Here is a 21273-nt window from a genome sequence, read left to right on the forward strand (position 1 = left end):
GTGGGGTGCGCAATCCAGCGGATCCGATCAAGGTGGACACTCCACCAATCCGAATGATCCGATGGCGCAGCTGGCGGTGGTGCTTCTGGCGTTGTTCGGGCAGATGGAACGCACCTACACCCTCGAGCGTGCCGCCCACGCCCGGGCGGTGGCCACCGCCAAGGGCCGGCGGATCGGGCGGTCCTCGGTGGTGGATCCGGACTAGCTGGCCTACGTAGCCCATCTGCGCGAGAGTGGGCGCACGATCGCTGAGATCGTGGCCAAGACTGGGATCGCTCGCACCACCCTCTATCGCCACCTCCCACCCCGGCCCCTGGAGTCGGTGACGGCCGGGCCGGTCACCGTTGTCGGGCCCGACCCCGGCCCGACGGGTTGCCCAGACTCGGTGATGGTCATGGCGCCGCAGAGCCGGCAGACGACAGCAGTCCTGCTGCCCCGGTGTCTGGGGTGGATAGATTTTAGGGATCCGTCAGCAGTGAGGCGTTGAGAATCCGGGGCATGTCGTCGCCACCGGAGGTTTTCTAGGGGTAGCCCCCCGGCACAGCGCGGTCAGGACCCCCGGGAGAGCTTCACCAGCACCCCGGGGTCCTCACATACCCCCAGCACTAGGTGTAAGAGGGCATGACGTTATTGGCGCGGGTCAACGGAAGGGAAGTTCGCTTCGAGCCACGGGTACGGTGGCCATGCCGGCGTCCGCGAGACACCGGGTGATGTCCTCGACTGTTGCCTCCGTGGCCCAGGGGCTGGCGATGACCTCGACAATTGGAAGGGGCAAGCGTTCAGCGGTGGGCGGTGTGGCGCGCACGGGTAGGCCTTTCCAGGGGACGATTGTCTTCTGCAGGTTGGCTGGCATCGCCTGTAGCTCCACCCCATCAGAGAGACAGACGCACCGGGCCTCCTTCTCGTGGCGGAAGGCCGGGTGTTTGAAGTTCAACGCGGTTAGGAGGTTGAGCGCCCTAAAGTCGGAGACTTCCATGGGTGCTCCTTCCCGGATCGAGGTGTCCATCTCGGCGACGAAACGAGCGGCGGCCATATGCTTCTGTCGGTCGGTGTAAATGACCTTGAGCCACTGCATGCCGAACAGCTCGGCGTCGTTGTGGCGCCGTGGCCGGTCGTCGACGTCGGTGACCAGTTCAGTCCCTAGGTTCAAGCCGATCGCCACACCTTCGGGCCCGGCGGCATAGGCGTTCCACTGGTAGGGGCTGTCCCTCTCCCGAGCGGCGCACAGGATGTTGACGTGCTCGAAGGAGTCCGCGTAGCTGCCGAACGGTCCTGCCTCGTCGAGCAGCTGGCGTGTGCGGTCCGCCAGCGAGTTCTCCTGGCCGTAGTGGTTCCAGGCTTGGGACAAAGCCTCGAGTCCGTGGTGGACTTCCGTGCGGTCGTTGGTCGCCCGCCAGCTGGTCGCCCACAGCTCCTGGCTGCTGGCGATGCTGCTCAGCGCCGCCAAGGAGGTGTAGTGCCAGCCTCGGCCGCTCTGCACAGTCAAGGGCGGGCGGTCCGCAGGGTAGAACGTCCGATGCACGGTCGTTCTCATTCCGGTGGGGGTGTCCAGAAGTAGGGGTACGTCAAGGTGTAAGTGGTTGGTCATCTCGATTCCGGATCGCAGTTTTCGCTTGAGGTTCCGTCGTGGGCCGGAGCCTGGTCCTATTCCCTCGTAAGGCGCGTCAGATCGATCTTGCGCTCGAGCATCCGCAGGGCGATGCCGACGGCGATCAGCGCTGTGCCTAGGGGTGCGAGGCAGACGCCGACGACCGTGTTGATGAACTCGATGATCGCCCCGGCAATGACGGTCTGCGGTGGAAGGGCCTCGTAGAGCAACCCCACCAGTTGCGTGGCCACCATGCTGAACAAGATCCCGGCCAGGCAGGTGACGACTCCGTAGCCGATGAGCCGATTGGCGATGGGTGCCATAGGAGGTGCCTCAATTCGTCCGTGGTTCGCGGTGCGTGTCAGTGGCTGTGGCCGGCCCGCGCGGTCCAGTCGGGGGAAGGGCCTTAGCGCTCCACTGTGTACCGGGCGCCCAGGGCGTCGGCGAGTTGTTCCATGTCGATTGACCGCTCGGGGACCGCTCCAACCATCACTTCGGCGCCGTCGGCGACGAACCAGTTGCGGCCCTCGGCGAAGTACACCGAACCGCCATCTCCGGCGGTGTCGGTGAGCAGGTCGTAGACATCTTGGCGGGCTTCGTCGTCGTCGAGCCAGAGCACCTCGACGGTGCTGGTGCACATCACTGACTCGCCCGTGGATCCGCCCGAGATAGTGCGCTTGCCCGCTGGCTCCCGTGCGTCGTCTGAGCAGTCCACGACTTCGTCGACGGCTTGGTAGGTGGCCTGCAGGGAGTCGAAGGCCGGTAGCTCATCGGGGTCCTCACCGCAGCCGCTCAGGGCCCCGACCGGCCAGAGCGCCGCCATCAAGGAGGCGTACTTCTTGGTGCGGTGGTTCATCATCGACACCCATCCCGTTCGCTTTAGACCCACCGTAGCGAATCTGGCACAGCTCCTGGTGGACCAACTGACGTGCGTTTGGGGTTCCTCTGTGGCGGGGGCGTGCCGATATCAGTCCCGACAGCGGCCCATGGGTCGGCCGTTGTCGGTGCCGGGAATGATCAGTTGGAGCGTTGCCAGAGGTTTTCGGCCCGCTGCTCCCAGCCGGCCTCCTCGAGGGTGTCGGTCGAGGGGTCGTCACTGACGAGGGCGACCTCTTGCTGCGGCACTCCACCGGAGAGCTCGACGACCTTGTCGCTTCGGATGGTGGAGCATCCACTCATCCAGCCCTCGGAGGCGGAGTCGACCTGGATCAGGCAGGCCTCATGATCGCCGCCCGAGGCCGGTCTCGCCGCGAAGTAGGAGTAGCCCTCGATCTCCCCGAGGTACCGGGCGGAGTCGGCGGTGAACTGCTCGTTGGACTGGATGACGTCTGGCGCCGGTTGGGTGGAGGTCTCGGAGTCGAGAACCGCGATGCCGTGACTGGTGGAGGCACACGCCGAGGTCGCCAGCAGGATCCCGAGCGCCATGCCTGCTGCGCGGCAGCTCTTCGTGGTCCTCATCAGGCATCTCCTCTGCTCGGCTGGGCCTTTGGGCTGCCCCGAATGGCCGCCTCCGGCCCCGCGCGTCCGTGCGTGCTCCCGACATCGTGGTCTGTGTCACATTACCGGGGCGTCGTGTCAGCGACGGGATCAGTGACCGTTGAGTCAACTACGTGCCTCCGGCCGGAAGGGGACGCCGACGGCCAAGAGCGTCCCGGGGTGGCGCATGCCACGCCGCTCAGCAGAGGAAATGCCCCGTAATCGCCGCCGGCGCCACGGTAGTCGTGCCGGCCATTTGTCCGTGTTGCCTCGGACTCCCTTCCAGAGGGCGTCGCCGCTCCGTGCTCAGTGTCCGGGGCCTCGGGGACAGGCCACATACACACTGCAGATGAGGTTCATCGTCAGGAGCGAGAGCCGGGGGCGCCCGCGCGCGGACCGCCCTCTGGGCAGGGACACAGGGGTGGAGCGTTGACCGCTGCAGGGCGTCTGGCTGTGCCTACCACGAGTGCCTCCCGCACCTGGTCCTGGGTTACCGGTGGTGCGCACCAACGAACAGTGTCGGCCTCGGGTCGGGGATCACAGAGTGTGATGGTGCTGGAGGTGCGAGGCCGAAGGGACGGTTCGTGCCCGAGAACGACGCCCGAGGGGCCGTGGTTGGGCGCGGGGTGTGGGTGGTGTGCCCCTCTAGTGGGGACATGTGCCGCGTCCACCCCATCATGTGCTTTCGCACATGATGGGGTGGGGGTGAGATGCCGTCCGACACCGACCATTCAGGGGTTGACTGCCCGAAGTGGTCGCCGGTCGGCGTACGAGGAGGGGGGAACAGGAATGACGATGCCTGCGGTGCTCCAGGTGCAAGACCTGGTGAAGTCCTACGGTCAGGGTGATGCGGGGTTCACCGCCCTGGCAGGGGTGAGTCTGGCGATCGAGGCGGGGGAGTCGGTGGCGATCGTGGGGAAGTCCGGATCGGGCAAATCCACCCTGATGCATCTGCTGGCCCTGCTGGACGCCCCGACCTCCGGTGCCGTGGCCCTGCACGGGGCGCCCACCGCGTCGATGAGCGCCCGGGAGCTGAACCGGGTCCGCAACGCCTCCTTCGGGTTCGTGTTCCAGCAGTTCTACCTCACCGCGAACCAGACGGTGCTGGAGAACGTGGTGCTGCCCCTGAAGATCGCCGGAGTGGGCGCGGCCGAACGCAAACGCCGGGGCCTGGCGGTCCTGGAGCGCCTGGAGCTGGCGGAGAAGGCCCACAGCAAGGCGGTGGATCTGTCCGGGGGGCAGAAGCAGCGGGTGGCGATCGCGAGGGCGGTGGTCAACGATCCGGCGGTGATTTTCGCCGATGAGCCCACGGGGAATCTGGATTCGGCCACCGGGACGGTGGTCCAGGACATCCTCTTCGAGCTCAACCGCCAACGGGGCATCACCTTGGTGGTGGTCACCCACGACGCGGACCTGGCGGGCCGCTGCGACCGCCGGGTGCAGCTGCACGACGGGCGGATCGTGGAGACACCGGCCCGTACCGTCCCCGGGCCGGCCCCCGACGGGGTAGAGGCCGCCCCGGAGGGCGGGGCCGCCCTCGGGGTGACCGGCGGTGTCCGGTGAGGGGGCGGGACCTGGTCGGCTCCGCGGTGACCAGCACGCTGCGGGGCCGGATCCGCACGGTGCTGACCGTGGTGGCCGTGTTCATCGGCGCCTGTGCCCTGACCCTGACCTCAGGGATGGGCACCGGGGTCAACCGCTACATCGACGTCACCGTCGCCACCTTCGGTGACGCCAGCGCACTGTACGTGCAGAAGTCCCAGCCGCTGATCGAGCTGACCGCCGGGTCCGGGCCGCAAAAATACGATCCGGACTCCACCCAGATCGCCACCGGGTTCGGAGTTTCCTTCGTGGGCCTGTCGGACCAGGACGTCGCCACCATCGAGGGGATCGACGGGGTGGGCAGAGTGGCACCGGTCTACAACGTGGTCCCCACCTATCTGCAAGCCGGGCAGGAGAGATTCCAGCTGACCCTGGGCATCCCGGTCGACTCCGAAGGAGTGCAGATGACCTCCGGGTCGGTCGCGGCCGAGGGCGCGGACGAACTGGCGATCCCCGACACCTGGGTCGCCGACCTCGGCTTCGGCTCGCCCCAGGAGGCCGTCGGGGCCACCGTGCAGGTCGTGATGACCAACAAAGCCGGGCAACAGCAGGAATTCGACGCCCGCGTCTCCGGGGTGACCCAGGCCAGCCTGGCCGGGGTGTCCAGAAACCCCATCCCCTCGACCTCCTTCAACGAACGCCTCTACGCCTACCAGGTCAGCGGCAGCCCCGAGGAGGTCCCGGTCAGCTACATCATGGCCCGGGCCACCATGGACGACCCCGACCGGGCCGGACCGATCCAGGCCCAACTGGAGGAGGCCGGGATGATCGGTCTGACCGTCGAGGACCAGCTGGGCATGTTCCGGACCGTCATCAACGCCATCATCTGGATCCTCAACGCGTGCGCGATCATCGCCCTGATCGCTGCCGGACTGGGCATCGTCAACACCTTGCTGATGTCCGTCCAGGAACGCACCCGCGAGATCGGGCTGATGAAAGCCATGGGCATGAGCGGGCCCAAGGTCTTCGGCCTGTTCTCCCTGGAAGCCGTATTCATCGGGCTGCTGGGGGCGGTGCTCGGGGCGGCCACCGGGGTAGCCACCGGCACCTACCTGACCCAGGCCCTGGCCGAGGGCTTCCTGGCCGGGCTGCCCGGGTTGTCCCTGTTCACCTTCCAGGCCCCGAGAATCGCCCTGATCGTGGCGGCCGTCCTGACCATCGCCTTCGCCGCCGGCACGATCCCGGCCGTGCGCGCCGCCCGGAAAGACCCCATCACTGCCCTGCGCCACGAATGACCACACCCACCGGCGGCACTGCTACCGGCACAGCGAAAGACCACCGGCCATGAGCACCCCACCAGACAACCCGGACAACCCGGGCCACCCCTACGAACCCGCCCGCAGCGGACCGCCCCGCTACACCCCGACGGAACGGTCCTCCTGGACGTAGACGCCTCCGGTCAGATCCGCAAAGGGACAGCAGTGCGACGACCACGTTCCCCCTGGGATATGCCAGAGTGATCGGACCACGGGTCACCCCACCGAGCGGGAGTGAAATGCGCAACCGACGGCTCTATGAACTGATCCTCATCGCGCTGGTGCTCGCTGTGGGCCATCACCTCGACCACATCATCCGCGGCAATCACGTCGGCTGGCCGCTGACGGCCGAGGTCAACGCTTTCACCTTCAGCCTGATCATCTACCCGCTGATCCTCACCGGGCTGGCCCTCTCGCGGGCCGGGGTCATCGGCCCTGGACGTGGGTGTTCCTCTCCGGCGGCGGGGCGATCTTCCTGACCGTCATCCACTTCGGCCCTGGGCCGTCGAGCCACCGGGCGACATCATCGGCCTCTACGACCCGCCGTTGATCGGCTGGCTCGCCTTCGGATGGCTGCTGGCACTCATCGCAGTCCTGATCGCCTCAACGATCTACGAAGTGCGGCTGTGGCTCCAACACCGTTCCCTCGAGCACGACTGACAACCACCCGATCGCGCCGCAGTTGTTGCAGTTGAGGTTCCTTAGTGGGCGCAGGAACAGGCATGTCGTCGTGGTGGGACGCCCGCATCATGATCGTGGCGGTGAGTGTCTGCCGTCACTGCGCATCCGAGCCGGTCCGCGTACAGTAGGACCCAGTTGTTGAAGTTTCGTTTTTCGCATTTCAAGCAGTTCGCCCGAACACCGGGTGCAGCAGTTGTTCTGAGAAGACGTTCATGGCAAGCATCGCAACGCCCGAGCACCCCGAACGCCGGGGACGCTCCGTTTTTTCAGAAAGGTAGGTCACTCATGACTACTGGCACCGTGAAGTGGTTCAACGCCGACAAGGGCTTCGGCTTCATCACCCCCGAGGACGGCTCCAAGGACGTGTTCGCGCACTTCTCCGCGATCAACTCCGGCGGGTTCCGCTCCCTGGAGGAGAACCAGCGCGTCGAGTTCGAGACCCAGGACGGCCCCAAGGGCCCCCAGGCCGCGAACATCACCGTGCTTGCGTGAGAACGCTTTGATCTCCTCGTGAGATCACCGGCGCGGGGCTGAACGCCCCGACGCCGACCTGATATCGCCACCCGGCTCCGGCCGGGTGGCGATTCTTTTTGTCTTTGCCTCCTCGACCTGCACAGAGAGGGGCCCTGCGGCGGAGTCCTCCCAGGTTTCAGGGCCGAGGGGTGGACATGATGCCGCCAGGTGCCGCAGCTCACTAGGGTGGGGGCATGGTCAAGATCTTCAAGTCAGGTGCTGGACGGTTGCCACCGGAGGAGCCGGCCTCCAACGCTCTCCCATCGCCGGGGATGCCCCAGCCCGAGGAGAAACTCATGGCCGCCGAGACCTTCAACGACCTGCTCACCCGTCAGGTCGGCAACGAGCTCGCCGCCTCCCACCAGTACATCGCCGTGGCGGTCTGGTTCGACAGCCAGGACCTTCCCCAGCTGGCCCGGCACTTCTACCGGCAGTCGCTGGAGGAGCGCAACCACGCCATGATGATCGTCCAGTACATCCTGGACCGGGACCTGCCCCTGACCATCCCGGGCGTCGGGGAGGTGCGCAACGACTTCGCCGACGTCGGCGAGCCCCTGGCCCTGGCGCTGTCCCAGGAGCAGGAGGTCACCGAGCAGATCAAGGCGCTGTTCGCCGCCGCCCGGGCCGAGGGCGACCCGCTGGGGGAGCAGTTCATGCTCTGGTTCCTGAAGGAGCAGGTCGAGGAGGTCGCCTCCATGACCACCCTGGTGAACGTCGCGGCCCGGGCCGAGAACCTCTTCGACCTCGAGAACTTCGTGGCCCGGGAGCACGTCGGCGACGGCGGGCACGGCCATGACTCGGGGGCCCCGGCGGCCGCCGGCGGGTCCGTCTGACCCGAAGAGAGAATGGCGCGCAAATGGCGGCGCTGACGGGCGGACGGCGTCGAAGTAGAACCCTGCGCACGCTGGCTTTACATATGGCCGGTTAGCGGCTGGCTTTCACCGAACAACTGCGGGGTAGAAGAGCAGGCCGGCGGGTCCTGAACCTCGGTTGGGGAGACGTGGACACGCCCACCTCGTTGGGTTCGACGGTTGTCACCGTCATGACCGAGGTGGCCCCGATGAAACCGGAATACCCACGAGGGCGCATCGCGGACTCGATGGCCAAGCGCTGGGCCGCGTGCACGGGCCGGGGTAGGAGCCCTCACCCGGTGTGGTGCCCCTCGTCCGATGACTCCCCCTGAGTGATCCCTGCCCCAGGGTCGTCCTCCGGCTGCGGGGAGGAACCCGCCGAGCTGCCGGCCGGGCGGGCGACCCGGCTCACCTCGGTGTACTCATCGAGCATGGGGTCCAGCGCGGCTTCCTCGTCCGCGGCGGGCCCGTCCTGGATCCGCTGCTCGAGGCGGTGCCCGGTGGGAGGCCGGTCCTCCAGTGGAGCGCCGTCGTGGTGATATGTGGGTGCCATCGCACTCACTTTCCTTCCTTCACGGATCCGGTCCCCGATGCTTTCCACCGAAGTGACGTGCGTGGGCCGAGTGGATCTCGGTGCCCCTGAGATGACAGCAGCCCCTGGCATCGGAGCGGTCTCACAGCGGCGGTCGGCGCCGGTGTGCTCACCTTGTCCGGGGAGGCACCCCGGGGTGGCGGGGGCGCTGGACGGATGGGTCCGGGCGTGTTCATGCCGCCCTCAGGACCGGTGACCCGGTACGCGTCCGTGTGCCGCCTGTCAGGGTGTTTGCGTGGTGCGGGACGGGCGGGTGATCGGACAGCGCGGCCGGGACGAGGATCTCCACCGGTCCGGCCCCGGAGAGTGCGTGGTCGTGATGGATCGCTGCGCGCAGCAGCTCCACCGCGACGGCCTCCAAGTGGGCGGCGCCGGTGAGATCCACGGTGACCGTCATCGAAGAAATGAGCGTCCGGGCCCGGGCCACCACCGGGTGCAGGGCGTGCTGGTTGGCCTCGGTCACACATCCGACGATGACCAGGTGCACGTCCTGGGCCTGGAGATCGACCTGGACGAGCACGGAGAGCTTGTGGTCCATGGGCGAGCATCCTTCATCGCATGCTGGGGGAACCGCAGGTCCTGGGTCGAACCTCTTTAGCCACGGTAGGAAGACGGGGCCCGGCCCACAAGAACATGTCCTCCACTTGCCCCACATTTCGCCAACCGACGGAAGGGGAGGGCCGCCTCCATCTCCGGGCCACCGCAGCAACAACTGCGCCCGACCAAGCATGCATGGGTAGTGCCCAGTGCTGGCGGAGAGAGGCGGAGGACGTCCAGTGACGGATCGGAGGCAGCACGCAGACCAGCGGGTTACATAAGGCCCGTTGTCGGACATCAAGCGTCGGGAAGTGCGGTGGGCGATGCTCTACGAGCATGGTCGGTCGACGCGGCATCGGCTGCTCCTCATCGAACGGCTGAGGGGCAGTGGTGCGGGGTTGCAGGTGTTGAACCGGGATGGGGAGAGGTGGACACCTCCACCCGGTGGGCTCTCCGGCCTGCACCGTCATGTCCGGCGTGGCACAGATGGAGTTGGGACGGGGTCACCGTCTCGGTGGCCCCATCCCAGGGCGGGCGCCGACCAGGGCCCGGGTGGGCGGGGTCCTGCTGTCGTCTGCGAGGGACCACTACCTCGGGGTCGGGGAGCCCGTGTCTGCGGTGCGGGAGGTTGCGCCGGGGCAGGAGGCCAGCCCGGGGCAGTCGAAACAGCTCACCACGTCGGTGCGCAGTCGGTCCAGATCCACGGCGTCGCCTTCGCTCAGGCGGTGGTCCCGTACCCAGGCCCGGGCGGCCCGCCACACCTCGTCGCAACCGTACTCCGTGTCGGGGCGGGCTGCCCCGATGCGGGTCTGGGCCGGGTGGGCGGGGTGGTCTCCCATCAGCGAGAAAACAGCCACCGGGTTGGAGCCCAAGCCGACCTCCCCGCGGACGGAGGTGATGGTCCGCCCGTGGAGGACGTCGCCGGGCTTCAGATCCCACGCGCGGGGGGCGCCGGCACAGTCCAGCGCAGCGCGCGGCTGGGTGAACCGCTCCGGAGTTGGTGGCAAGGACTCCTCGCTGACCTGCGGTGGCTCGTGGTGTACTTCCGGGTCCGGGCTCATCGCGGCTCCTCGACATCGGAGCCCGGTGGGTTCCGGTGGTGGCGGTTCGTTGGGTTCATCCTGCCCCGCCGTTCCGTCGCTGCCAAGAGGCGATGAGCGTGGTGATGACCGATAGGCCGGCCGGGGACGACCCGTGACTACTGCCAGTACCCGGGGTTGCCGCACCATCAGGAGTCATCTGACCTGGCTTGCTCCGTGGGCGGCTCCCAGGAATACGGCAGGCACCTCAGGTCACGGCCAGCACGGGCGTTGCAGACACTCCGTTGTACATATGGCCGGTCAGCAGCGGACCGTGCTGCGGTTGAGGTTCCCCTTTTGTGCGTCGTGGCTCCCGTTCGGGCCGACCGGTAGCGTCCGATTATGGACCTGCGCGCAGACACCGGAGACCGTGTCCCGCCGCTGGCCCAGAGCGTCTCGATCCCCACTGCCGGCCAGGTCGTCATTCGATCCCTTCCCGCGGCCGCAGTAGGCCTGCTCGGTCTACCTCTGCTCGGGCGGTTCCTGCCTCCCGGTGTGGGTGAGGGATGGTGGTTCCTGAGCGCCCTGGCCATCATGACGTCGACGTTCTTGGTGTTGTATCTCGTCCAGGCGCCACGCCCCCGCGTCGACAAGCAGGTGAGCCAGGAACGCTGGAGCTGGTCACTGGCCTACGTCGCCAAGCATCGGAGCGTATCGACAGATCCTGGCGTCAGGACTGCGGCAGCCCTGGCTGCCTGCTCCGAGATCGAACTGTTCATCGTCCATGTGGGCATCGTCGTGGGAGGTGTCCTGGGTAATGTGATCCGACCTGGATTCTTCTGGCTGAGTTTTGTCGGCGCCTCCACCGGTGCAGGTCTGGTCGCGGCCTTTCGGCTCCGGCGAAGCTGCTTCTACCTACGACTGGTGCACGCAATGACGACAACGGAATGACCCGTCATTTAGATGGGAAGTTCTGCACCGGCCGAATCCACGACATGGGATCGGAGATGACCCAACAAGGATTACTTCGGGGCTCCAAGGACGGTCATCTGCTCATCTGCCTTTTTCAACGGGGCGGGCCGGTGGATCGACGTGCGTAGGAGGCTCGTGCCGTTGATGCTCGGCCCGCCCTTCGCCTGCCGTGTGGGGCAAAGTGTCGAAGTGGCGTACCCGCGGGTCGCCGCTGGGTGCGGTGGGGTCGCTGGGAGACTCCGGAGCATGAGTGACGCGCGGAAACGGCTGAATGGCGTCCTTCGACCGGGCGAACAGCTTCGTTGGGTGGGGCACCCCGATCCGGAGGTGCGCTTCGCGCCGGCTGATGTCTTCCTGGTGCCCTTCAGTCTCCTCTGGGGCGGCTTCGCAATTGTCTGGGAGTGGCAGGTCCTCACCGACAGCGAGGCGATCTTCTTCGCCCTGTGGGGCATCCCGTTCGTGCTGGTGGGCCTGTACTTCATCTTTGGGCGCTTCATCTACAAGAAGCGCCGCAAGCTGCGCACGGTCTACGGGCTCACCGATTCGCGGGCAATCGTGTCGACCAGTGATCGGTCCTTCGATGACACCCCGGTCAAGGACGTTGCCGTACGCGTCAACCGTTCTCGCGACAACCGCCATGCCACCGTCGTCTTCGGCGGCGGTGGCCGCCAGGCCGCGTACCTCAACACGGGAATGGACTTCTTCGCCTTCGGGCAGACCCAGGGCATCGGATTCTTCGACGTGGCCGACCCGGAGGCGCTGCTGCGCGAGCTGGACCGGGTGCGCTGAACCCCACTGCGCGGGAAGGGCGGTGCTCCCGCCGTGATGCACACTCGGTTCCTCGAACGCGCAAGGCCCTGTCCCCACAAGCGCACACTCCTCGTCCACCACCAGCATGGTTTAGCAGGTGCACACTCGGTGCCGTCAGGGCCACAGGGAGAACGGGCGCAGGCTCGTCCAAGGCAGGGGAACAGGATGGATGGGCCCGACCGGGACCGCGGCAGAGGGCTTCGGCTGGCCGGTGGGGTGGTGACGACGGCAGCCGGGGTGGCTGCCCTTCTGACCATCTGGTTCCTCCCACCGGCTGCTCCCGTGGAGGACCGGATCGCAGGGTGGGTGGGGGCCTTCGCGGCCCTGGTGGCCGTGCTGCACGGAGTGCTGCTGCTGGTCGGCTGGTCCAACGGCCGGCGCATGCGGCTGACGCATGCGCGGTGGCGGTACGGGTACACGCCCGTGGCGCTTCTCCTGGCTGCAGGAACACTGTGGATCGCGACGTCACTCTCCGGCCCTCAGCTGATGACCGGTCTGTCGGCCTTGTTCGTGGGCAACGCCTTCTTCATGCTCTTCGCTCCGGACACCGATCCTCAGTGGGCCACGAAGGTCACCGCTGTCCAGCAGCGGCGGTGGCGGCGGGTCCTCGGTGTCCTGGCTGTCGTGACCGTGGCGTGCGCGGGGGCCGCGGTGTGGGCGTTGGGCGCCGAAGCCTTCGGCGCGGCGGTCATGGTGATCATGATCGGTGTCATGGCGTTGATGTTCGGCACGCTCATCGCGGTGCAGTTGTTCCGGTTACGCCGGAGCAGGAAAACAGCTCACCGGTGAGGCACAGAGTCACCCGCCAGCAGGTGCCGGGTCGCGGAGAAGAGGCATCCCGGCCGCCGGAAGGGCTCCGATCAGCGGCGGCTTCGTGATCGTGTCTGTCCTCTGGTTCCTGGCCATGGTGGTTATCGCGATCGTTGAGGGCGACTCCTGGACCACGGTGCTGAGCAGTCTCGGTCTCGTGGCCATTGCGCTGGTCAACTGGCGCGGCTTCAAACGGCACGACCGGCAGTACCGAGAGCGCATGGAGCGACTCGACGAGCGTCTGGGACGTGGCCCGTAGCGCGAAGCTAAGCACCACCGAGGTCTTGGCCGGCTGCTGTGCATGCACCGGTGCAGTTGGGGGGTCCTGTTGCGGCAGTCCCGATGCTCGGTTCAGGGAGGGATGAGCTACTTCCTGCGCTGAAGCCCGACCAGCACGATGAGGAGAGCCCACAGGCCCCCCGGCGAGCATGGCGAACCCGATCGCGAACAGCGCTCCGACGCCGATGTTGGCCCCGCCCTCGCAGCATGATGCGATGTTCCAGACCCAGACCCAGACCCAGGCGCCGGCTCCGATGACGGCGCCTAGGGTGATCACGAGCAACGGGAGGCGTAGGAATCGCCGGGCGTCTTTGGAGAGTTACATCGGCTGTCCTGTATCGACGGGGACTGCAGTGTTGCGCCGGGGGATGCCGCGTGGGTGTGTCGGCTGCCCGAAGGGCGCATCACTTGCCCTGATCGCACGGGGTGTCAGGCGCTTCCGGGAGGGCTCTGGGGGCCGATCTCGGGTTCACTTTCTCGGTGCCATACGTCAAATGGGCTCGCCGTGAGCCTCTCGCCCATGCAGGCGGTCGTATTCGGTCTTGGCTTCCATGGCTTCGGTGGTCCGGCCGCGCTTCACGGCTCGCCAGCCGGCATAGACCAGGCCCAGGGACAGCGCAGCGAGCACGAGTCCTAGCAACCAGTAGCCGGCCGCGAAACAGCCAGCCGCGGCCAGAGCCGTCGGCGCTGCCAAGCCCAGGAGCACCCCTTGTAACCCTGATCCCCGCATGTGGTTCCTCCTGCCCCGTCTAGCCCTCTGCGGCTCAGGCAATCAGGTGCGACTGCAAAGAGGAAGAGGTCACCACAGATGTGTACGCGCGAGCCCTCACAGCCCAGGGGAGCGACGGCTGAAGCCTCGGTTGACCACGGGGCTTCTGAGAGGCGGTAGGGGATCATCCGAGGACGGCCGGCGGCCGTCCTCGGCTCGGAGTTCTACGGTGAGGCCATGGCATCTGTGCACCCGTTCAGAGGCGACAGCTCGCGCACTTCAAGCGAGCAGGAGTTCCTCGAGGCCCTCGCCGCGTACATCGCCGAGTGGGCCGTCCCCGGGGTGCCCGCGCGATCCTTCGAGGTGTTCGCTCGGATACACCCCTTGGTGGTGATGACCGAGGTCCCGGGCGTGGACGTGCCGGCGGGGCGGTGCACCTTGCAGATCGGGTACTGGGACGACCGTCGAGGTTGCCGGGCTCTGGAGGGGGAGTGGGGGGATGGGTACCTGCTGGACAGCCATGTGTACAGCAGCGATGGGCTGACCGTCTTCGGTCTGCACGAGGAGCCGGGCACCTACGGGAACTTGGCCGGGAAGTGGTTGGAGCGTCGGCTGCCGCGGCGGGTGGATCGTCAGGACTGGGTCCGCAAGGGCACCCTCGTCCGGTCCCGGTGGGTGCTTCCGGACACCGGGAAGCGAGTGGCGCAGACGATCAACGCCGACTGGTTCGTCCGTGGCGCCCCGGATCGAGTCACCCGCCTCCGCTGAGCCCGGGGTCGCCCCCACGCCGCAGCGCGGTAGGGCTTCCCCTCTTGTGCGTCGTGGCCCCCGGGCAGCCCCATCGCTAGCGTTCGACCATGGGGGAGCATGGGTGCCAGCACATTGCCGAGGTGCAACCGAGGGAGAGCGCCCCGACGGGCGGCTCAGACCCTGCGGGAAAGGATCCTCGAGCATTGGGGTCAGTGCGGAGGCCCCGTCCTGCCGCGGGGCGCGCACCTGGGGCGAGACGGGCATGAAGCCGGACAGGTCGCTGCTGTGGTGGGGCCTGGTCCTCACCGGGGTCGGTGCCGTCATCGCCCTGGCCGTGCCCATGTGGCTGGACAGCTCCGGATTCTTCGGTCCGTGGTCCCCGTACCCGATGGTGATCGGCGGGGCCGCGTGGATGCTGCTCGTTTGCGGGGTGCTGTTGCTGGCCGTCGACGGCCTGCTCCATCTCGCGGCACGCCGCCGCAGTCCACCCGGCAGGAGAGCTCCCCGATCGTTGCGTCGGGTGGCTCTGCTCGTCACGGTCATCAGCGGTGGCATCACCGTGATCGCTGGCACCGTGACATGGGTCGTGGAGAAGATCGACTACATGCATCCGGCGGCTCAGGTGGGATGGCTGGCGTTCCCGGCGGGCCTGGTGGCCGCCGGTGGGCTGATCACTCTCCTCGGTGATGCCCTGCGATCAACCGCGGCCGGATCCTCGAAGCAGGAAACGGCAGGCCCTCATCGGCCTGGCACCTCCCGGTCGCGGGCCGCCGGGAGGATGGGCATGCTCGCCTTTGCGGTCTACCTGCTCGTGGCCGCGCTGGGTCTGGTCATCTATGCCGTCTACCTCGGGGGCTGGAGCGCCTTCTCCGAAGGCCTTCCCGTCTTGTCGCCGAACCTGTTCCTGCTCCTGTGCGCCGCGGTCTTCCTGTGGGCCGTATGGCGGCCACCGAGAGCTGTGGAGTCTCCCCGGCAGCAACCACCCACCGGCCACGGGCCCGACCCCAACACCGGCCGAGGGGCGCGGAGCCCGTCGACGCGTCAGTGGGCTCTGGCCTTCACCGGAGGCGGAGCCGGCATCGCCGTGACCATGCTCCTGGCCGGAATCCTCCTCGACCTGCTCTTCAACACGGGGGTGGCCATCGGCCTGGGCATCTTCTACATGCTCGCGCTCCCCATCGCTGCCGCCGGTCTGCTTCTCCTGCTCATCGGCGCCGTGTCCCGGCGCACCGCACGCCGTCATTAAGGCCTGGTACTCAAGGTGGGGACAGCGGGCGAAGGCACCCCGTACCTACCCTGTCTACGGATGCGAACACCACAGGGGAAGATGCAACGAACAGTGGCGATCCGCACGACGGCCAGCAGTACCCACCGGCAAGCGGCGACACCGGAGCCCAGCAGGGGCAAGCCCAGGAACCGTACGGGTACCACCAGCACGGGCCCGGGCCCTATGGGCGCCAGCACCCTGTCCGGGTGGGCCCCCAGCCCGGGGTGCACGTCGGCTTCGGTGCCGCGATCAAGCGCTACTACGCCGAGTACGTCCACTTCTCCGGCCGCGCCAGCCGCTCCGAGCACCGGTGGGTCGCCCTCTGCCTCGCACTGATCTACCTTCCGCTGGAACTGCTCATCAGCTATCCGGGCACGGAACCCTCCGGGGGGCTCAACGTGCTCGGAGGTGTGCTGTCCTTCGTGTACTTCGGCTTCATGCTCGCCCACTTCATCCCCTCGCTGGCGATCGGCATCAGGCGACTGCACGACGTGAACCTCTCGGGATGATTCACCCTGATCGGCCTGATCCCCCTGGTCGGGTGGATCGTCACCATCGTGCTCGCCGCCTCGCCGCACAAGCCCGAAGGCGCCCGGTTCGACCGGTGAACTGACTCGGATGCTCCTGTGGGCCGCTGATCCTCCCCGGGCAGGCAACTCAGCGGTCGTCTCGGAGCCATCCCGTGCGACCCGGTCTCATGGCTTCACGGCAGTTCGAGGTGCGGTATCCGTTCCTCTCCAGACGGCGTTCGCTTGGGAGCCCAAAGAGGGCTCGGCCACCCCTTCCCATTGCGTTCCCAAGAGGCAAGGAGCCCCATTAGTGGGGACGTGCGCCGCATCCCACTCGATATGTGCTTTCGCACATGATGGGGAGGGGGTGTGGGCGCGTTGCGCTGTTCAGGGGGTTCTACGGTGCCGGGCAGTGCCCGTTCGCACTCCCGCACGGCCCTCTTGCCAACCCGTCGGCGCCTCGAAGGAGCTCCGGAGATGACCAGCCCACCACAGGGTCCGGGCAACCCTGGCCACCCGTACGAGCCCTCCCGCAGCACCCCGCACTACTACACCTCGGGAGGACAACCCGAGGGGACAGGGCGCGACCCGGGCCGACGGCGTGGGGCCGTGCCGGTGCCGCCGCAGCTCAAGCGGCTGCTGGGCCTGACCGTGGCCTCGGGTGCGCTCTATGCGGCCCTCGGGATTGTGCTGGCCATCCTGAGCGTGCTGGGCTTCCTGGGCAACCTCTTCGGGTTCTGGCTCTACGGGCAGTGGGCGATAGCGCTCATCGCCATCGGGATCGCCTTCATCGCGGTCAACATCGCCTGGCCGGTGACCGCCCTCCAGGCCCCGACCCGCGACTGGTCCACCGCCCAGCGCTACACCAGGTGATTCCTGCGCCCTCCCGTCGGCGGTCGTCGAAACATCGGCAGCGACGATCCAGCGCGGGTGACGCAGCCGCGATCCCCAGGTGAGCACGACCCGCCTTCACCCCTCACGACGACGACAGGAACCCACCATGGCAGTCGAAGCACGACCCACCACCGGCACACCCGGCCCCTGGTTCCGCACCCTGTGCGGGGCGATCACCATGGGTCTGAGCTTGGTGTGCGTCCTCTCCTCCCTGCCGTACCTGACCACGACCTCCGGCAGTGAGCAACTGACCATCTGGGGGTTCTTCCTCTGGGGGCTCGGGCTGGCTGTCGGTGGGGCGTGGCTGATCCGCGGCCGGTCCAAGGGCCAGGACATCGTCCTCGTCCGGGAGCGGAAACGCCTGGTGACCGTGGCCGCCATGACAGTCGCGGTCGTGGGCATGGCGATCTTCTTTGCCGGTCTGCCCGCCGAGGAGGGCGGCGCCTTCGACGCGTCCCTGGGGTACCGGACGATGTTCGCCAACCTCTTCGCGACCCTCCCGTTCCTGCTCTTCGACCGTGAGGGCCACCAGGAGCGCACCGCGCCGCTGCCGCAGGACGCCGGTGGGAGGGGAAAGGTGAAGCGGCGGATCGGGCTGCTCGTTCTCGCCGGGGTGCTGGCCTGGCCGGCCGGGGTGGTGCTCGGTGAGCTGGTGCACCCGTGGTTCGAGGAGATCCTGCCCCGCCTGGCCGCAGGTCTGCTGGTCGCCGCCGCCGTGCTGGGCTACCGGCTGAGGAAGTCCCGGCCACCGGGGGCCGGGGCCGACGCGTCCCCGGACCGGTAAGACGTAGGCCAGACCATGACTGCGGTGAGCCCACGACCCCGGGGAAGGGCAGTCGATGTTCGTGGCGCCGGCCACCGGTGAGGGTCCCGCGCCGAAGAAGGACCGGAAGTGGCTGTGGGGGCTGGGCGCGTGGCTGATCTGGTTCATCGTCGCCGACGAGCTGCTCGAGGCCGCACTGCACTGGCTGGTGGCCACCGGCGGGTACGGGTTCTCCAACGCGATCATCGGCCTGCTCACCCTGGGCGGGTGCTTCATCGGCGTGCAACGACTACACGTCAAGCACCGGCGCTTGGAAACCGAGGGCGACCCCGACCCACTGCCAGCCCCCTACGACTACGAAACACAGGCCCAAGCCGGAGTCTTCGCAGGCTGGGCGTTCGGGATCATCACCTGGGTCGCCACCGCAGCGTGGCTGGTCTTCGTCGGGGTGGGGGCGGCGATGACGTTCTGGCCGATCCTCGGGACGACGATCCTGTGGACCGGGCGGATGGAAATGGCGCACGCGCGCGTCATGGACGCCCGCCGAGGTCACCCATCGGCACCGGGTGACTAGGGCTGACCGAGGAAGACCGAGGGTGCCCCAGATCCCTTGAGCGCCCCGGGCGCCGGAATCACCGGAAGGCCCTGAGCCCCGGCTCCATGGGAGTCTCTTTCAAGCGATGCCGTTCTCGGTCACGAACAGGACATCATCCAACGCGGCACGGTCTTTTGACCGTGGCCCCCCGGTTCTGCTGTTCTTCGCCGGCGGAGGATACGAGATCAACGGTTTCAGCAACTCCCACCGCTGGTTGCTGATCGGCCGCTCGGGGACCTGCTGCCTCGTCATGGCAGTCATGATCACCATCGAACCGCGGGCGCCACTACCTCTGGGCCGGAACAATTGGAACCATTTCTCAGTAGGCGATGACATCCACTGCACACCCGGGTTCGACATGTCGGGACACCTGTTCGCCAGCTGACATTGCCTCACCTGCAGAAACTGCACCACAGGAGGTCTCGTCATGAAAGCCCCGCGACACAACCTCGACCGGCCAGAAGCCACACCGGGAGTCGACACGGTCCAGCAGCACACCCTGGCCACGTCCGTGGCGCTGCACCTGTTCCCCGGCGTCCTGGCCGCCACGGCGTTCTACGTCACAGCCCCTCTCCTCGTGGACGCGGGCTACCCGGCCATTGGCGCCGCCATCCTCGCGGCCGGCATCGTGATCGTAGGGGTGGAACTGGGCTGGTTGCTGCGGGAGGCACACCGCCGGACCGGTTCCTGGAGGGTCGGTGACGTGCTCCCGTATCGGCCGGGGCCTTTCACCTGGCGCAAGGGCCTGCTCGCCCTCGCACTGTTGGTCTGGGGTGTTGCCGTCTCGATGCTCGGGATCGGCGGCAGCATCAAGGATTCCTTCTTCTCATGGATGCCGCAGTGGGCACTCGACCCCCTACCGGCGAGCTTCGCCGACACCGGCAGCAGTAGCGCGCAGATCCTGATCGCCGTGGGGTACCTGGTGTTCCTGGTCTTCCTCGCCCCCTGGGTCGAGGAACTGTATTTCCGCGGTTATCTGCTGCCCCGGATCAGCAGGTTCGGTGCCTGGTCGGTCCTGATCAACGTGACCTTGTTCGCTTCCTATCATTTGTGGAAGCCGTGGGACCTGGTGAACCTGGTCCTCATCCTCGCCCCCACGTATTACATGGTCTGGCGGCTCAAGGACATCCGGATCGGCATCGCCGTACACATTGCACTCAACGGTCTCGGCTGGACACTCAATGTCGCTCCCGACCTGCTTCTCGACTGAGGGACCACGGAGCACGACTACTCACCGCACGACAACACCCCACGGGGCCCACCGTCTCCGGCGGCTGCCTCGACTGGATCCGGCACGAGGACGGGAGCCTGGTCTCCGGCGAAGGCCGGCGGCCGCCCGAGATGATCACCGGCGACTTCCCGAACACGCTTCCCGGGACCGGGAGCGCCTGAAACCTCGCCCAAACACCGCGCCCGTCGTGCGTCCCGGGACCAGGGCGCACAGCATCTGGCCACGGCGACTGATAGAGAACCCGAGTGCCTGTTGAGGGATTTCACACTGCGGTAGGAGTTCCGCTGATCGACACGCTGGGTCCTCTGCCGCGGTCTCGGCCCTCGCGCCCTGGTGTGTCTTGACAAACTGATCAGCGCCTCGGACTGTGGCCGTATCGCGACATGACGACGTCGACTCCTCGGATGTGGAGGTTGAGATGGACAGTTCGGTGTTCGACGAGGCTTCATCGACATCCCCGGCAGCGGCCCCGGCCGGGGTGGATGAGGCTGTTGCGGCGATGATGCGTGCCGGACGTGTCCCGGGGTTGTCCTTGGCTGTGATCGATCACGAGCGGCTGCTCTATGCGGGTGGGTTCGGTGTCGCGGATCTCCGTGACCGAGTGAAAGCGACACCGAGAACGGTCTACCTGTGGTTCTCCATGACCAAGATGGTCACGGCCACCGCCGTCATGGGCCTGGTCGAGGCCGGGCGCATCGGGCTGGACGTGCCGGCGGCCGACTACGTGGACTTCTTGGCGGGCCCTGAACCGGGCCACCCCACGGTGGATCAGCTGCTGACCCACACGGCGGGGCTGTCCAATCCGCTGCCCCTGCGGTGGGTGCATGCCGCGCAGGACGAGCCGCCGTCGGCTGAGGACATGCTGCGGAGCCTGACGCGTCGTCGACGTGCCTACCGATATCCGGCAGGAGGAACGGCCCGGTACTCCAACGTCGGGTACCTGGCACTGGGTCAGATCATCGAAGCGGTGACCGGTACGTCGATGGAGACCTACGTGCGGCAGGCCGTGCTGGAGCCGGTGGGCATGGCTGGCACCGGCTTCGCCTACCCACCTGGTGTCCCGGCGGCGGTCGGGTACGTGCGGGCGCCACGGGTGGCCGATCCGGTGCTGCGGCGAATGCTGCCCCGGGGCGTGGCCGGGCCCCGCACCGGGCCTTTTCTGGGGTTGCGCCCGTTCTACGTCGACGGGCCGGCCTACGGGGGACTCGTGGGGGATGTGGTCGATGCCGCACGGTTCTTGCGCATGCACCTGGCCGACGGGCAGATCGATGGGCGCCGGGTCCTCTCCGCGGACACGACCCGCGCGATGCGCGTGGTCGAGCACCCGGGCAAGCCGTTCCACCACGGCATCGGGTGGTCCCGCCCCGGCCCCGGCGCGCAGGAGTGGGTGGAGCACTTCGGTGCCGGTGCCGGGTTCTGGAACGTCATGCGCCTGTATCCCGACCGGGATCTGGGCATCGTGGTCATGGCCAACAGCACCACCAGCTACGACTTCGACCCCGTCTTCTCGTTGCTCGCGAGGGCGACTTGGTCCTGATCTGCGTGGGATGTGCGGGCGCATCATCGAGG

At 67.4% G+C, this 21273-nt stretch carries 27 protein-coding genes and 1 pseudogene; 19 read left to right on the top strand and 9 right to left on the bottom strand.

Annotated elements, in window-relative coordinates; all coding sequences use genetic code 11:
* Together ABD220_RS03320 and ABD220_RS03325 are read left to right on the top strand one after the other, a co-directional pair.
* A pseudogene (locus ABD220_RS03320) lies at positions 1 to 205 on the top strand (hypothetical protein); the annotation flags it as partial.
* 48 nt (positions 206 to 253) lie between these two features.
* Positions 254 to 487, top strand: coding sequence for a hypothetical protein (locus ABD220_RS03325; RefSeq protein WP_344119884.1), 234 nt, complete (start codon positions 254 to 256; stop codon positions 485 to 487).
* Positions 488 to 640: 153 nt separating this feature from the next.
* On the opposite strand, the gene ABD220_RS03330 is transcribed toward ABD220_RS03325, so the two are convergent.
* The 4 genes from ABD220_RS03330 to ABD220_RS03345 all read right to left on the bottom strand — a co-directional run bounded on the left by ABD220_RS03330 (position 641) and on the right by ABD220_RS03345 (position 3046).
* Positions 641 to 1588, bottom strand: coding sequence for a DUF2971 domain-containing protein (locus tag ABD220_RS03330; RefSeq protein WP_344119793.1), 948 nt, complete (start codon positions 1586 to 1588; stop codon positions 641 to 643).
* Between the two features lie 56 nt (positions 1589 to 1644).
* Positions 1645 to 1911, bottom strand: a complete 267-nt coding sequence (locus ABD220_RS03335; RefSeq protein WP_344119795.1) for a hypothetical protein — start codon at positions 1909 to 1911, stop codon at positions 1645 to 1647.
* Between the two features lie 83 nt (positions 1912 to 1994).
* On the bottom strand, positions 1995 to 2447 hold the full coding sequence (locus ABD220_RS03340; protein WP_344119797.1) for a hypothetical protein: 453 nt from the start codon (positions 2445 to 2447) through the stop codon (positions 1995 to 1997).
* A 158-nt stretch (positions 2448 to 2605) separates the two neighbouring features.
* Positions 2606 to 3046 (bottom strand): hypothetical protein, encoded by a 441-nt coding sequence (locus tag ABD220_RS03345; protein WP_344119799.1) that lies wholly within the window; start codon positions 3044 to 3046, stop codon positions 2606 to 2608.
* 813 nt (positions 3047 to 3859) lie between these two features.
* On the opposite strand from ABD220_RS03345, the gene ABD220_RS03350 reads away from it, so the two are divergent.
* The 5 genes from ABD220_RS03350 (at position 3860) to ABD220_RS03370 (ending at position 7949) form a co-directional block, all read left to right on the top strand.
* A complete protein-coding gene (locus ABD220_RS03350; RefSeq protein ID WP_425552502.1) occupies positions 3860 to 4627 on the top strand; it encodes an ABC transporter ATP-binding protein in 768 nt (255 codons plus the stop codon).
* 26 nt (positions 4628 to 4653) lie between these two features.
* Positions 4654 to 5901 carry an ABC transporter permease gene (locus tag ABD220_RS03355; RefSeq protein ID WP_344119803.1) on the top strand — a complete coding sequence of 416 codons (1248 nt, stop codon included), beginning with the start codon at positions 4654 to 4656 and terminating at the stop codon, positions 5899 to 5901.
* 260 nt (positions 5902 to 6161) lie between these two features.
* Complete coding sequence (locus ABD220_RS03360) at positions 6162 to 6401, top strand: hypothetical protein (RefSeq protein WP_344119805.1); 240 nt, start codon at positions 6162 to 6164, stop codon at positions 6399 to 6401.
* 487 nt (positions 6402 to 6888) lie between these two features.
* Positions 6889 to 7095: a transcription antiterminator/RNA stability regulator CspE gene (gene cspE, locus ABD220_RS03365; protein ID WP_035923571.1), complete on the top strand. Its 207-nt coding sequence runs from the start codon at positions 6889 to 6891 to the stop codon at positions 7093 to 7095.
* A gap of 317 nt (positions 7096 to 7412) precedes the next feature.
* Positions 7413 to 7949 carry a ferritin gene (locus tag ABD220_RS03370; protein WP_344119815.1) on the top strand — a complete coding sequence of 179 codons (537 nt, stop codon included), beginning with the start codon at positions 7413 to 7415 and terminating at the stop codon, positions 7947 to 7949.
* 310 nt (positions 7950 to 8259) lie between these two features.
* On the opposite strand, the gene ABD220_RS03375 is transcribed toward ABD220_RS03370, so the two are convergent.
* From ABD220_RS03375 to ABD220_RS03385, 3 genes are all read right to left on the bottom strand, one after another.
* Complete coding sequence (locus ABD220_RS03375) at positions 8260 to 8520, bottom strand: hypothetical protein (RefSeq protein WP_344119817.1); 261 nt, start codon at positions 8518 to 8520, stop codon at positions 8260 to 8262.
* A 211-nt stretch (positions 8521 to 8731) separates the two neighbouring features.
* Positions 8732 to 9097 carry a hypothetical protein gene (locus tag ABD220_RS03380; RefSeq protein WP_344119819.1) on the bottom strand — a complete coding sequence of 122 codons (366 nt, stop codon included), beginning with the start codon at positions 9095 to 9097 and terminating at the stop codon, positions 8732 to 8734.
* A gap of 586 nt (positions 9098 to 9683) precedes the next feature.
* Complete coding sequence (locus ABD220_RS03385) at positions 9684 to 10157, bottom strand: hypothetical protein (protein WP_344119821.1); 474 nt, start codon at positions 10155 to 10157, stop codon at positions 9684 to 9686.
* 360 nt (positions 10158 to 10517) lie between these two features.
* Here ABD220_RS03385 and ABD220_RS03390 point away from each other — a divergent pair, with 360 nt between their 5' ends.
* From ABD220_RS03390 to ABD220_RS03405, 4 genes are all read left to right on the top strand, one after another.
* Positions 10518 to 11066, top strand: coding sequence for a hypothetical protein (locus ABD220_RS03390; protein ID WP_344119823.1), 549 nt, complete (start codon positions 10518 to 10520; stop codon positions 11064 to 11066).
* A gap of 267 nt (positions 11067 to 11333) precedes the next feature.
* Positions 11334 to 11876: a hypothetical protein gene (locus ABD220_RS03395; RefSeq protein ID WP_344119825.1), complete on the top strand. Its 543-nt coding sequence runs from the start codon at positions 11334 to 11336 to the stop codon at positions 11874 to 11876.
* A 258-nt stretch (positions 11877 to 12134) separates the two neighbouring features.
* A complete protein-coding gene (locus ABD220_RS03400; RefSeq protein ID WP_344119826.1) occupies positions 12135 to 12686 on the top strand; it encodes a hypothetical protein in 552 nt (183 codons plus the stop codon).
* 115 nt (positions 12687 to 12801) lie between these two features.
* A complete protein-coding gene (locus tag ABD220_RS03405; protein WP_344119828.1) occupies positions 12802 to 12966 on the top strand; it encodes a hypothetical protein in 165 nt (54 codons plus the stop codon).
* A gap of 510 nt (positions 12967 to 13476) precedes the next feature.
* On the opposite strand, the gene ABD220_RS03410 is transcribed toward ABD220_RS03405, so the two are convergent.
* Positions 13477 to 13614, bottom strand: a complete 138-nt coding sequence (locus tag ABD220_RS03410) for a hypothetical protein (RefSeq protein ID WP_344119830.1) — start codon at positions 13612 to 13614, stop codon at positions 13477 to 13479.
* A 318-nt stretch (positions 13615 to 13932) separates the two neighbouring features.
* Between ABD220_RS03410 and ABD220_RS03415 the strand changes: the two genes are divergently transcribed.
* The 6 genes from ABD220_RS03415 (at position 13933) to ABD220_RS03440 (ending at position 18452) form a co-directional block, all read left to right on the top strand.
* A complete protein-coding gene (locus ABD220_RS03415) occupies positions 13933 to 14463 on the top strand; it encodes a hypothetical protein (RefSeq protein ID WP_344119832.1) in 531 nt (176 codons plus the stop codon).
* Between the two features lie 244 nt (positions 14464 to 14707).
* Positions 14708 to 15691, top strand: a complete 984-nt coding sequence (locus ABD220_RS03420; RefSeq protein ID WP_344119834.1) for a hypothetical protein — start codon at positions 14708 to 14710, stop codon at positions 15689 to 15691.
* A 227-nt stretch (positions 15692 to 15918) separates the two neighbouring features.
* The gene (locus ABD220_RS03425) at positions 15919 to 16221 is read left to right on the top strand and encodes a DUF805 domain-containing protein (protein ID WP_344119836.1); all 303 of its coding nucleotides are present in this window, start codon (positions 15919 to 15921) and stop codon (positions 16219 to 16221) included.
* A gap of 477 nt (positions 16222 to 16698) precedes the next feature.
* On the top strand, positions 16699 to 17094 hold the full coding sequence (locus ABD220_RS03430; RefSeq protein WP_344119838.1) for a hypothetical protein: 396 nt from the start codon (positions 16699 to 16701) through the stop codon (positions 17092 to 17094).
* 127 nt (positions 17095 to 17221) lie between these two features.
* Positions 17222 to 17899, top strand: coding sequence for a hypothetical protein (locus ABD220_RS03435; protein ID WP_344119840.1), 678 nt, complete (start codon positions 17222 to 17224; stop codon positions 17897 to 17899).
* Positions 17900 to 17954: 55 nt separating this feature from the next.
* A complete protein-coding gene (locus ABD220_RS03440) occupies positions 17955 to 18452 on the top strand; it encodes a hypothetical protein (RefSeq protein ID WP_344119842.1) in 498 nt (165 codons plus the stop codon).
* A gap of 99 nt (positions 18453 to 18551) precedes the next feature.
* Here the strand turns inward: ABD220_RS03440 and ABD220_RS03445 are convergent, their stop codons facing one another.
* The gene (locus ABD220_RS03445) at positions 18552 to 18734 is read right to left on the bottom strand and encodes a hypothetical protein (RefSeq protein ID WP_344119844.1); all 183 of its coding nucleotides are present in this window, start codon (positions 18732 to 18734) and stop codon (positions 18552 to 18554) included.
* Between the two features lie 166 nt (positions 18735 to 18900).
* Between ABD220_RS03445 and ABD220_RS03450 the strand changes: the two genes are divergently transcribed.
* Both ABD220_RS03450 and ABD220_RS03455 read left to right on the top strand, forming a co-directional pair.
* Positions 18901 to 19683 carry a CPBP family intramembrane glutamic endopeptidase gene (locus ABD220_RS03450; protein WP_344119845.1) on the top strand — a complete coding sequence of 261 codons (783 nt, stop codon included), beginning with the start codon at positions 18901 to 18903 and terminating at the stop codon, positions 19681 to 19683.
* 499 nt (positions 19684 to 20182) lie between these two features.
* Positions 20183 to 21241 carry a serine hydrolase domain-containing protein gene (locus ABD220_RS03455; protein ID WP_425552504.1) on the top strand — a complete coding sequence of 353 codons (1059 nt, stop codon included), beginning with the start codon at positions 20183 to 20185 and terminating at the stop codon, positions 21239 to 21241.
* Positions 21242 to 21273 lie beyond the last annotated feature (32 nt).

It is taken from the genome of Kocuria aegyptia, assembly GCF_039530085.1.
In the GTDB taxonomy this organism is placed as follows: domain Bacteria; phylum Actinomycetota; class Actinomycetes; order Actinomycetales; family Micrococcaceae; genus Kocuria; species Kocuria aegyptia.